The sequence below is a fragment of the uncultured Hymenobacter sp. genome, assembly GCF_964243305.1.
Lineage (GTDB): Bacteria > Bacteroidota > Bacteroidia > Cytophagales > Hymenobacteraceae > Hymenobacter.
In genome coordinates this window covers 73,503-85,330 of record NZ_CAXTEF010000004.1, presented here as the reverse complement: position 1 = coordinate 85,330, position 11,828 = coordinate 73,503, and the positions used below count along the sequence as shown (strand labels likewise).

At 66.2% G+C, this 11,828-nt stretch carries 10 protein-coding genes; 3 read left to right on the top strand and 7 right to left on the bottom strand.

Annotated elements, in window-relative coordinates:
- Positions 1 to 124: 124 nt before the first annotated feature.
- The gene (locus ACFE70_RS04210; RefSeq protein ID WP_375416469.1) at positions 125 to 997 is read left to right on the top strand and encodes a M28 family peptidase; all 873 of its coding nucleotides are present in this window, start codon (positions 125 to 127) and stop codon (positions 995 to 997) included.
- A 23-nt stretch (positions 998 to 1,020) separates the two neighbouring features.
- Here the strand turns inward: ACFE70_RS04210 and ACFE70_RS04205 are convergent, their stop codons facing one another.
- Positions 1,021 to 2,715, bottom strand: a complete 1,695-nt coding sequence (locus tag ACFE70_RS04205; RefSeq protein WP_375416468.1) for an MFS transporter — start codon at positions 2,713 to 2,715, stop codon at positions 1,021 to 1,023.
- Between the two features lie 216 nt (positions 2,716 to 2,931).
- Here ACFE70_RS04205 and ACFE70_RS04200 point away from each other — a divergent pair, with 216 nt between their 5' ends.
- Positions 2,932 to 3,837, top strand: coding sequence for a LysR family transcriptional regulator (locus ACFE70_RS04200; protein WP_375416467.1), 906 nt, complete (start codon positions 2,932 to 2,934; stop codon positions 3,835 to 3,837).
- A gap of 63 nt (positions 3,838 to 3,900) precedes the next feature.
- On the top strand, positions 3,901 to 5,103 hold the full coding sequence (locus ACFE70_RS04195; RefSeq protein WP_375416466.1) for a threonine synthase: 1,203 nt from the start codon (positions 3,901 to 3,903) through the stop codon (positions 5,101 to 5,103).
- An 83-nt stretch (positions 5,104 to 5,186) separates the two neighbouring features.
- On the opposite strand, the gene ACFE70_RS04190 is transcribed toward ACFE70_RS04195, so the two are convergent.
- The 6 genes from ACFE70_RS04190 to ACFE70_RS04165 all read right to left on the bottom strand — a co-directional run bounded on the left by ACFE70_RS04190 (position 5,187) and on the right by ACFE70_RS04165 (position 11,662).
- A complete protein-coding gene (locus tag ACFE70_RS04190; protein WP_375416465.1) occupies positions 5,187 to 6,404 on the bottom strand; it encodes a tetratricopeptide repeat protein in 1,218 nt (405 codons plus the stop codon).
- 171 nt (positions 6,405 to 6,575) lie between these two features.
- Positions 6,576 to 7,610 (bottom strand): tetratricopeptide repeat protein, encoded by a 1,035-nt coding sequence (locus ACFE70_RS04185; RefSeq protein WP_375416464.1) that lies wholly within the window; start codon positions 7,608 to 7,610, stop codon positions 6,576 to 6,578.
- A 1-nt stretch (position 7,611) separates the two neighbouring features.
- Positions 7,612 to 8,991, bottom strand: a complete 1,380-nt coding sequence (locus ACFE70_RS04180) for an AAA family ATPase (protein ID WP_375416463.1) — start codon at positions 8,989 to 8,991, stop codon at positions 7,612 to 7,614.
- 461 nt (positions 8,992 to 9,452) lie between these two features.
- A complete protein-coding gene (gene nth / locus ACFE70_RS04175; protein ID WP_375416462.1) occupies positions 9,453 to 10,193 on the bottom strand; it encodes an endonuclease III domain-containing protein in 741 nt (246 codons plus the stop codon).
- A 71-nt stretch (positions 10,194 to 10,264) separates the two neighbouring features.
- Positions 10,265 to 11,191, bottom strand: coding sequence for a hypothetical protein (locus ACFE70_RS04170; protein WP_375416461.1), 927 nt, complete (start codon positions 11,189 to 11,191; stop codon positions 10,265 to 10,267).
- Positions 11,192 to 11,251: 60 nt separating this feature from the next.
- Entirely contained in the window at positions 11,252 to 11,662 is a 411-nt protein-coding gene (locus ACFE70_RS04165; RefSeq protein WP_375416460.1) for a response regulator, read from the bottom strand.
- Between the last annotated feature and the right edge of the window lie 166 nt (positions 11,663 to 11,828).

Sequence of the window (11,828 nt, the reverse complement as noted above, 5' to 3'; positions counted from 1 at the left end):
CAACCGGTCGGACGGCTTGCGCCGTCGGACCGGACCGCCTGGCGGCGCAAGCCGTCCGTACTCAGCTAAAGACCGCCGACTTTATTAACAGTATAGCTCGCCGGCTCACCCAATTCCCTGCCCCATGCCCGCCGACCAAAGCCGCCTCTACGCCGACGTTGCCTTCCTCACCAACCTGCACCCGGCCCGCACCTACCGCAACCTGGAATCCCTGAACCGCGCCGCCGACTACATCAAAGGCGCCTTCGAGAAGCTGCGCGTCCCCGTCACGGAGCAGGCGTTCGAGGCCGACGGCCGGCGCTACCGCAACATTATCGCCTCGTTCGGCCCGCCCGAGGCCGAGCGTATTATCGTCGGTGCGCACTACGACGTGTGCGGCGAGCAGCCCGGCGCCGACGACAACGCTAGCGCCGTGGCCGGCCTGCTCGAAACCGCCCGCCTGCTACACCTAGCCTCCCCGACCAACCCGGCGCTGAAGCACCGCATCGATTTCGTGGCCTACCCCAACGAGGAACCGCCCTACTTCGCCACTGAGCACATGGGCAGCGCCGTGCACGCCAAGTCGCTGAGGGCCGCCAAGGTGCCGGTGCGCGCCATGCTCTGCTACGAGATGATTGGCTACTTCAACGACCGGCCCGGCTCCCAGCACTTCCCCGACGACGCGCTGGCCAAGCTCTACCCCAGCACCGGCAACTTTATCATCGTTGTGGGCAAGATGGGGCAGGAGAAAATCACCCAGCAGGTCCAAACGCTGATGCAAGCCCACGCCGGCACCCTTGATGTGCAGCGCATCAATTTGCCCGAAAATATGGGCCTGGCCGGCCTCTCTGACCACCGCAACTACTGGGCGCAGGGCTACGAGGCCGTCATGATTAATGACACCTCCTTTCTGCGCAACCCCAACTACCACCAGCCCACTGATACCATCGGTACGCTGGATTTCGCGCGTATGGCCCAGGTCGTGAATGGCGTGTTCGGGGCGCTGCTGGCTTTGTAGTGGGGGTAGGGAATAGCGCCGCCTTAGCCCGTGGTTTCGCCGGCGGTGCTGGCCACGAGGCGGGTGCTGCCGGGCACCATGCCGGGCGGAGTGGCTGTCCCCGCCGCCGGATGCTCGGCCAGCAGGCGGGCTACCACAGGCAGGTCCGGGCCCTGATGGAGCTGGCGGGCCTGGGTTTTTACGGCAGCTTCTTCGCGGCTCACGCCGCGGTCGTGGAGCTGCTCATATTCCTCCCACGATTCCACCATGAAATACTCCACTAGCCGCGTGGGGTCGGCCAAATCGGCGTAGAGGCCCACGCGGATGGCGCCCTCGCGGCGCCGGATGCGGCTGAGCTGGTCCATGATTCCGGCAAAGGCGGGCCGGTCGGCAGGCGTCACGTGGTAAGTGGTCGTCACGATAATGGGGCCGGCGTCGGGCGCCGGCTCGGCCTGAGCCAGCACCGGCTCGGGGCGCAACCGGACGGGCGTGAAATCCAAGCTCTCCGCATTCTCAAGAAGCGAGAAGCGACGAACCAGCAAGGTGCTCAGAGCCAGCCAAACGGCCGCGCCGCTCAGGGCGGGGGGTAGGCCCCAGCGGCTGGCCGCCGTGCCCCAGACCAAGCTGCCCAGCGCCATGCCGCCCTGAATAGTGAGCAGATACAGGCTGATGGTGCGGGCCTGCACCCAGCGCGGCACCACCGTCTGCACGCCCACGCTGAACGAGTTGAGAGCCAGCATCCAGGCCAGGCCCACCAGCACCAGCAGCACCGCCAGCACCACTTGGCTGTCCACGTAGGCCAGGCCCAGCAGCCCGGCGGCAAAGATGCCCGTGGCCAGCGTGACGCGGGCATTGATGCCCAGGCGGCGGTTGAGGCGGGGCAGCAGCACGGCGCCCAGCACGGCGCCCGCCCCCATGCACGAGAGCAGCACCGAATAGAAGGAAGTGGGCAGCAGCAGCCGGCGCGCCACCACGGCCGGCATGAGGGCCAGCAGCGCCGACGCCCCGAACGTGAAGCCTACCCCCCGCACCAGAATGTGCTGCACCGGCGGCGCAAACCGGGCGTAGCGCACCCCACCCCGGATGGCGGCCAGCACCCGCTCGCCGGCCAGGCTAGCCGTCGGCTGCGGCGCCCGCTGCCACCGCCAGACCATATAAATAGTAGCCAAAAACGAGAGTCCATTAAGCAAAAACGCCGCGCCGGCCGAGAAATAGCCAATCAGAAGCCCGCCCAGCGCCGGCCCGAACGAGCGGGCCAGGTTGAAGCTCACGCTGTTCAGGGCCAGGGCCGACGGCAATTGGTCGCGCGGCACCAGCTCCGGCGTCACGGTTTGCCAGACCGGATTGTTGAGCGCCCCGCCCAGGCCGAGCAGAAACGTGAGCAAGAGAAGCAAGCTGGGCGTGGTGAAGCCCAGCAGCGTGACGGCGGCCAGCACCAGCGCCACCGTCGCCATCCAGAGCTGGGTGAGCAGCAGCATTCGGCGCCGGTCCACGAGGTCGGCCAGGGCGCCGGCGGGCAAGCTCAGCAGGAAGACGGGCAGGGCCGAGGCGGTTTGCAGCAGCGCCACCAGCACCGGCGAGGGCGTCAGCTCGGTCATCAGGCCCACGGCGCCCACGTTCTGCATCCAGGTGCCCAGGTTGGACACGAAGGAGGCCAGCCACAGCATCCGAAACATCGGAATCTGGAGTGGCGCCAGCGGCGAGGCGGGCGCGGGCGGCGCCAGGGCAGCAGTGGGCATAAGCAGGTAAGGCCAAAAAACGGTCTTGCTTACGTAGGGCTGGGATTTTGGGCGGTGAGGCTGCTCCGCGTCATTTCGCGCCAGGCTGCGCAGTGCTATTCTGACTGCGCCAGCGCGTTGTTGAATGATCCCGCGAAACCCGGCGCTTTCGCGCTGCGAAACTCGGCACGAAAGGACGCGGAGCAGGTCACGTAATGCCTCGCCTACCTTTGATTTATGCTCTCCCAATCGCACGAAGTCTTCCTGGAAGTGGCCCGGCTGCTGAGCTTCACCAAGGCCGGGCAGGCGCTGTTTCTGAGTCAGTCGGCGGTGAGCAAGCAAGTAAAGGCGCTGGAAGAGCACTACCAAACCGGCCTGTTCGAGCGGCTTGGCGGCAGCGTGCAGCTCACCGCGGCGGGCCGCAAGCTGTACCAAAAGCTACTGCAAGCCAAGCAGTTGCAGCAGGAGCTGCACCAGGAGATGAGCGAGCTGAGCCCGGAGTTCGCGCCGCCGCTGCACCTGGTTATCGGGGCCAGCACCACGATTTCGCTCTACGTCCTACCCCCAGTAGTGTCCGCCTATCTGCGCCAGCACCCCAACCGGCAGCTCAGCCTCAAAAACCGCAACTCCGACAATATTCTGCGCGCCCTGCTCGACCACGAGATTGAGCTGGGCATCATCGAGGGCATCCACAAAGTCAGCCACGTCACCTACACGCCCCTGCTCACCGACGACGTGGTAGCTGTGTGCGCCGCCGGCAACCCGCTGGCCGGGCGCGAGCTGGAAGTGCGCGACCTGCTGAGCACGCCCTTGGCCCTGCGCGAGGCCGGCTCCGGCACGCTCGCGGTGCTGGAAGCTGCCCTGGCCCGGCACGCCATTAAGCTGGAGGCCCTGCCCGTGCGGGTGCGCTTGGGCGGCACTGAGGCCCTCAAGAATTTTGTGCGCGTGGATACCTGTCTGGCTTTCCTACCCCGGCAGGCAGTGGTGAAGGAATTGGCTTCCGGCGAGCTGTTTGAGGTGAAGGTCAAGGGATTGACCTTGCAGCGGGAGTTCAACTTTATCCAGCGCAAGGGCACCGAGAACAATGCGCCCTACCGGGATTTTCTGAATTTCACGCGGCGCTACTATTCCAAACCGGCATAGCCTGTTCCAAAATGCCATGCCTGTCCGGCATCTCCTGGCTGGCCCACTCCCGTACTTTGGGGCATGAAACTCGTCAGTTCCCCGCCGCTTTCGCGGCTATCATCCCTGCACTGCTCGCAGTGCGGCACCGTCTATTCGGCCTTTGAAATGCAGCATACGTCGGCCTGCTGCCGCGTACCGCTGGTCGCCGACTACGACCTGACTGAGCCGCTCAGCAAGGACGTTATCAACCAAGCCGAGCCCTCGATGTGGCGCTACGCCGCGCTCCTACCCCTGCTCCACGACGAAAACCGCGTCAGCCTGGGCGAGGGCCTGACGCCGCTGCTTTCCCTACCCCGCCTGGCCGGTCAATACGGCTTCGACGCTTTGTTTTTGAAAGACGAAGGCCAGAACCCGACCGGCTCGTTCAAGGCGCGGGGGCTGAGCATGGCCATTTCCAAAGCCAAAGAGCTAGGAGTCGAAGGCTGCATCATCCCGACGGCCGGTAACGCCGGCGTAGCCCTGGCCGCCTACTGCGCTCGCGCTGGCCTCTCGGCCACGGTCGTGATGCCGCGCCACACGCCGGCCTCGTTCCGGGAAGAGTGCTATTGGTACGGCGCCGACGTGGAGCTGGTCGACGGCCTTATCAGCGACTGCGGGGCGCGGGTGCGGCAGCGCAACGCCGGCGGCGAGCTGCTTGACGTTTCGACCCTAAAGGAGCCCTACCGCCTCGAAGGCAAGAAAACGATGGGCTACGAAATTGCCGAGCAGTTGGGCTGGCGCCTGCCCGACGTGCTGCTTTACCCCGCCGGCGGCGGCACCGGCCTCATCGGCATCTGGAAAGCGTTCCAGGAAATGAAACAATTGGGTTGGCTCGCGCCGGAGGTGGCCCTGCCGCGCATGGTGGCGGTGCAAGCCGAAAACTGCTGCCCGCTGCTTGAAACCTACGAAGGCCGCCAGGCCAACTGCCACGACTACCACGGCCGCCCCACGCTGGCCAACGGCCTGGCCGTGCCGCACCCGCTGGGCGAGGCGATGATGCTGCGCGTGCTGCGCGAATCCGGCGGCACCGTGGTCAGCATCAGCGAGGAAGACATGCTGACTGGAATGCGCGAGTTGGGCCGCCACGAGGGCCTGTTCGTAGCCCCCGAGGGCGCGGCCGTCTGGATGGCCGCCCGCCGCCTGCTCAGCAGCGGCTGGCTGCGGGCCGAGGAGCGGGTGCTGCTGCTCAACACCGGTAACGGCCAGAAATACCTGGACAACGTGATGGGCCGGGCCCAAAGGTAGCGGGGCATTTGGTGCTTGAGCCGCAAAGCAGGGGGTAGGGAATTGGGCTCTGAAGCTGCTGAGGCTAACGCTTTAAGCTGCGCTTAGCGCAGCGCGAAAACCCAGGTATAAGCCAGGGTGCCCAGCAGGAACGCGCTAAACAGCACTCCGTGGCCTTCAACGCCAGCCACGGCCAGTATCACGCTCAGCACGCCCACAGCTCCCAGCCCCAACCCGGCCCAGCGCGAGCGGTTACGGGCCGGCGTGCCCTCCGGGAGGCGGGAGGTGCCGATGAGCGGAAACAGCAGCCCTAGCGCAACCATCGCCAGCCGGCCGGGGCCGGGCAGTGCCGGCTGCCATCCGGCCGCGACGCCGGCCCCGGCAGCCCCGACCAGCAAGCCCAGAAACTGGTTCGAGCGCCGGGTCTGCTCCTGACTCAGGGCCAGCCGGCCGTAGGCAGTTGCCCGGAGCAGGCTCTCGAAAATGACATCGGAAAACCAGCTTAGAAACACGAACACCAGGTAAACCGGCAGCAGCGGGCGCACGAAGCGCGTCACCACGTAGGCCCCGATGAAGAGGCCGCGCCGGGCGCCGTCACTGAGTGAGCCTGACCAGTACACGAAGCGCATGAAGGTGCGGTAGACCCAGTAGCGGGCCTTGAGGGCTTCGACGAGGCCTTCGCGGGCAAACTCCGAGCTGGGGTCCAGGCGCAGCGCCTCGCGAAAGTGCTCCAGGGCTTCCTGGCAGCGGTTGGTTTCGAGGGCGACCCAGCCGGCCTGCGCCTGGGTGGCACTGCTGTCGGCGGCGTAGACCAGGGCCGAGCGGGCGGCGACGCCGGCTTCGTCGCGGCGGCCCTGCCGGGCCAGGGCGCGGGCCTGCAGGCCGTGCAGGTCGGCGTGCTCGGCATCGAGGCGCAGGCCGGTTTGGGCGGCTTGCAGCGCGGCCTGCCACTGCCCGCTTTCCAGCCGCAACGAGCCCAGCAGGTGGTAGTAGTCGGCGTCGTTGGGGTCCAGGGCCAAGGCCTCGTTGATAGCGGCCAACGCTTCCTTCAGCCGGTGCTGCCGGTGCCAGGCCAGGGCCAGCACGTAAAACCCAAAGTCATACTCCGGCGCCAAGTGGATGGCCAACTCGGCTTCCTGCTGGGCTTCGGCGGGCTGGTTTTGCTCCACTAAACACAGGGCCAGCAGGCCGTGGGCCACGAAGTCGTGCGGGTCGTGGGCGAGCTGGCGGCGCAGCATCTCAGCGGCAGGCGCGGGGCGGTGCTGGCTCAGCAGCAGCTGGACGCGGGGCAGGTAGTCGGTGGAAGTGCTTTCGGATGACATGTAGAGAGGCAAACAGCAGGCGCTACCGGGAGGCGTCGGGTTTGATAAAGGTCATGAAGCTAAGGCCCGTGCCGTAAAGAAACAGCACCAATCGGGCGCGGGCCGATGGGGGAGCATCATCGAGCCAAAAGAGCAGGACAACGGCCGCGCCGGCTCCCAGCCAGAACCACTCTACGTGATCGCGCTCTGGTTCGGGCGCCGGCTCGCCCCATACCTCGCGCCAGAAGCCGTAGGCCGCCAGCACCCCCACGGCCAGCGCCACGCCGGGCAAATGAGCCGGTACCAGCACTGCCAGCACGGCTGCCCCAGCGGCCGGCCCCGCACCAGCAGTATGGCCGGCGCCAGGCGCCAGCGCAGATACGACCAGCCGTAGGCCAAGCACAGCGGCAGGCAGACAACCGGCACCACCAGCACGAAACCCAGCAGCAGAACCAGGTGGCCGCCCAACCCCCGCGCGGTAAGCCACTGGCCCGCGCGCGCCACCCAAGCATCGAGCCGCGCCAGGCGACGGGAAAGCCAGTAACGCTGCTTCCAGCTCTCGGACAGGCCCTGTCGGGCGGCTGCCAGGCCCGGTTGCTGACGCAATGCCGCGCGGAAGTAGGCTTCTGCGGTTACATAGTCGGCCTGGCTCAGCAGTAGCTCACCCAGCGCCAGATGCGCCGGCGCACACTCCGGGTCCAGGGCTAGCATGTTGCGGGCAGTCTCCTCGGCGAGGCTGGTTTCGCTCAACTGCCGCAGGGCCAGTAGCCGGCGGTGCAGGCACTCCAGGTTGGTGGGCTCTACGCGCAGGCCTTCCTCGGCGGTGGCCCGGCTTTGAGCGGCGTAGTGCCATTCCAACTCAAACCGGCTGCGCAGGGCGTAATATTTCGCCGAGGCCGGGTCCAGCTCGATGGCCGTATGAATGGCGGCCCTGGCTTCGGCCGAGCGGCCCTGACTGGCGCAGCTCAGGGCCAGGAAGTAAAACGCCTCGTCGTAAGTTGGCTGCACGGCCAGCGCGTCGCGGGCCGCCGCTTCGGCTTCGTCATAGCGGGCCTGCTGCCAGAGCAGCATACTCAGCACGACAAAAGCCAGCGGTGAGCGGGGGTTCTGCGCTAACTCCCGGCGGGTCAGCTCCTCGGCTAGCTGGTAGCGGCGTACCGCCGCCAGGTGGCGGGCCTGCTCAAACCAGGCCGGCGGCTGCGCGGGCGACCAAGTGCTCGGCGTCATATCAGCTGCCCGGCTTCTTCACCCCCAGATACACCAAAATATCATCGTACAGCCCGCCTTCATTCGAGTACAGCGCGTAGTTGCGGGCCGTGGCAAACCACTCCTTGGTACTGGGCTTCACTTGCTTGGCCGCGTCGAGTAGGCTGCTTTGCTCGATGGGCAGCGGGCGGCCGGCGCGCATAGCGGCGCGCAGGCTGGTTTCCACAGCCATGTCCACCACGGCTTTCAGGTCGGCGCCGCTCAGGCCGGCGGTGCGGGCGGCAATGGCGGCGGGGCTGATGCTCGCGGCCAAGGGCTTGCCGCGCAGCAGGATGTCGAGGATGGCGGCGCGTGCGGGCTCGTCGGGCGGCGTGACGAGCAGGATGCGGTCGAAGCGGCCGGGGCGGCGGAAGGCGGGGTCGAGCTGCCAGGGCGTATTGGTGGCGGCCATGATGAGCACGCCCTCGTTCGAGCGGGTGGCGCCGTCCAGCTCATCCAGAAACTGGTTGATGACCGTGCGCCCGGCGCTCTGGCGCAGGTCGTGGCGGTTGGCGGCCAGGGCGTCCACTTCATCGAAAAACAGGACGCACGGGGCCTGGGCGCGGGCCAGCTCGAAGAGCTGGTGCAGGTTTTTCTCGCTGTTGCCCAGCCACATATCCAGGATGTCGCTGATGCCTACGCTAATGAAGCTGGCCTGCACCTCGCCGGCCGTGGCGCGGGCTAGGTGGGTTTTGCCGCAGCCCGGCGGGCCATAGAGCAGCAGCCCGCCGCCGCTGGCCTTGCCGTAGGCCTTGTAGAGGTCGGGGAATTGCAGCGGGTGAATGATTTTGAGGCGGATTTCCTCTTTCACGGCTTCCATGCCGCCCACGTCAGCGAACCTGATTTTCGGCTTTTCCAGGCCCAGCAGCCGGGCCTGCGCGCTGGGCTCGGCCTCGTCGTCGGAGTCGGGGGTAGGCGGAGAGCCATAGGCGCCGGCGGCGGGGGTAGGGACGCGGCGGGCCGGCGCGGCCTGCTCCAGCTGCTGGCCCAGGTCGCGGTCGGCCAGGCCGGGGTTGAGGGTCAGGGCCTGCTCGTAGGCGGCGCGGGCATCGGCGGGCTGGCCGGCGGCCAGCAGCAGGCGGGCGTGCAGTAGGTGCGCGGCGGCGTGGCCGGCATCGTGGCTCAGCAGCTCTTCCACGACCACAAAGGCCGCCGAGTGCTTATTAAGGGCGAAGTAGGCTTCGGCCAGGCTCAGCTGCAAGGCGGCGTCGGTGGGAAACTGGCGCAGGCCCTCGCGGCACAGGGTTTCGGCGTCCTGGTGGCGGTCGGCGCCGTTGAGCTGGCGCACCAGGTGCTGGCGCAAGGCGAGGTTGTTGGGCGAAAATTGCAGGGCGTCGAGCAGCGGCTGAAGGTCGGCGGACATGGATTGGCGAATGATTCGGTCGGAAGTTACTGCGGCAAGGCGCCGCAACCCGGCGCGCTGCCTCCCGGCAAAAATCAGCCCAGCCGCTGGCTCCAGCCGGCTGGTCCTTGCTCCCCGCTCAAATCTTCATTCTCCATTTCCTGAAGGCCGTCGTGTGCCCTCTGAGCAGTGCTACCTGGCTTTTGGGGACGCCGAAGGTAGCGGCCAGCAGGACCAGCAGTGTTGTTGGTATGGCCGCCGTGAGCCGGAGCGGCCATCTGAAGCGTGCAGGAACTGGCTTTGCCGGGCGTTGGATTCGGCGCGCCAGTGCAGAATCATTTTGTGGCGAGCAAAAAGAACGTCATGCTGAGCGCAATAAAGCATTTTACCAGGATAAAGTAAGCATAATCAATGATATACTGCTCGCCCTGGCGTGATAAGATGCTTCACAAGCTCAGCATGACGCTCTTTTTGCTTACTGCTCACTGCTCACTGCCTTTCCCCATTCTTCCCTGCCCGAACGGGCACTGGTCCAGCACGACGCAACGCCCGCAGGCGGGGCCGCTGAAGTAGCAGCACTTCTGGCCGTGAAACATGAACGCCTCGTGGTGGTCGTAGACCTGCTGGGCGTCCCAGTCGGGGGGTAGGAAACTCTCCAGGATGGCGTGGCTGTTGGCCTCGCTCACCTTGGGGCCGATGAGGCCCAGGCGCTGGGCCACGCGGTGATGGTGGCTATCAACGGGCATGGCCGGAATACGTAAGGTGCTGAAAAGCAGCGTAGCGGCGCTGGTTTTGCGCCCTACCCCCGGAATCGTTTCGAGCCAGGCGCGGGCCTCGGCCACGGGCATCTCGGCCAGAAAGTCGAGAGCGCAAGGGGCTTCGCTGCCGCAGCGGGCCGAGATTTCGCGCAGCACGGCTTGGATGCGGGGTGCCTTTTGCTCGGGCCAGGTGCAGGGCTTGAGGGCGGCTTCGACCTCAGCCAGGGGCGCGTCGCGCACCTGCTCCCAGGTCGGGAAAGCCGCTATCAGCTGCTGGTAGGCGCGGTGCGAGTCGGCGTTTTTGGTGCGGTGCGAAAGCAGGGCGCTAATTAGCTCACTCAACGCATCCTTGGAGCTAAAAAACCGGAACGGCGCGCCGTATTCCTGGCACAGACGCTCGTGTACCAACAGCGCTTTCGCTTGCAAAAGGGCAAAATCAGCCGGCGGTGCGGAGGTAGCTTTCATACCTACAATACGCTCGGCGGCAACTGACAGTTATCCGGCCCCCGGCCGCATTCCCTACCCCCCCCCTCGGCTCACAAGCCCGCGTTATAGAGGGCAATGACCTGGCGCCGGTTTTTGGCGGGCTGGTTTTTCAGCACCAGTGGTACGGCCAGCACCGGCAAACTGCCCAGCAGCAGGCCGCCGGTCAGGCGGCCGTTGAGGTTGGCGCCGCCCAACTGCTGGAGGGCCCGCACCAGGCCGGCCAGCAGCAGGCCACTGCCCACCACCGTGGCCGCCGCGTTGCCCAGCTCGTAGCGGTGGGCCCGGGTTTCCAGCGTCTGGGCACGGACATTATCCTGGATGGCCGGCGTCAGGTTGTGGTGATTGAGGTGTTGGACGGGGCCATCATCCTTGCCGAAGTAAAGCGGTGCCACGCGGCGATAATCCGTCAGGGCGGCCGGGCCGGGGCCTCCGAAAGCCAGCATGGCCGCGCCTCCGGCCAGCTGCCCGAAAATAGCATTCCGGGGCTGATACAGGCTCAGCCGGCCGGACAGCACGCGGCGGTAAGTCGTCTCGCGAAGAGTACCCACGGGCCTGGCGCGCACGTAGTGGCCGGTTTCATCCTCGTAGAAGCGCACAGCCTCCAGGCTCAGGCGCTGCTGCCCATCGAGCAGCAAAAAAGTCGGCCCGAAGAGCGGGCTTTGCTGGCTCACCTCGGCGGCGCTGAAAAGCTGGCCATTTTTGAGGCCCACCTGGTAGCGCGGGGCCGGCCGGCGGCTTTCGCTACTGCTATAGCCGGGGGTTGGCGGCGCGGTGGGGGGTAGGGCAGGCGCCGCCCCGGCCGGCGGGATGGCCGGCGCCGGGCTAAGCTGACGCGGGGGCGGCGACAGCGGGCGAGTGGGCGGCGGCACGCGCGGCGGGTTGCCGAGCTGCCGCGGGGCATCACTGGTCTGGGCCAGGGTGCGCTGGCTCCCTATCCCCAGCCCCAGCCCTATGAGCACGAGATAAGACGCTTTCATAAGCCCGCTCAAGATAGCATCCGGCGGCGGCATTGCCGCGCCCGCCTCCCTTCGCTTCGCTTATTTAAGCAGCTTTTCGAGCAGGTTGAGGCTGTCGACGAGGTTGGGGCTGGTCTCGAAGTCGAGAGGCTTGAGGATGTAGCCGTCCACGCCCAGGCCCTCGGCCTGCAGCCGGTCCACGTCCATCGCCGAGGTGGTGGTGATGAACACCGGAATCTCGCGCAGCTCGTCGTTGGCGCGCAGCTCGGCCAGAAACTCGTGCCCATTCATGCGGGGCATGTTCAAGTCCAGCAGAATCACCTCCGGCAGCGGCCGGATGGCCTCCTGACTGTTGCGGCCCAAAAGCAGGTCCAGCGCCTCTTCGCCATTGAAAGCGGTGTAGAGCTGGTGGGGCACGCTGAACTTTTCAAATGACTTCTGGGCCGTCATCGTGTCAAAAAAGTCGTCTTCGACCAGTAAAACTGAGCGCATAATTTCAATTAATAATTAGTGATAAGTTCGGAAAGAACGTCAGGCTCATCTGGCGTCCGCCCCGCGAAGCATCGCGCGGGGTGAGCTAACTCAAGCGTCGCAGAAGCTGATTACTTCCCCGCGCGCGATGCTTCATGGGGCTGAGCCTGAGTGCTTGTTTGTTCAT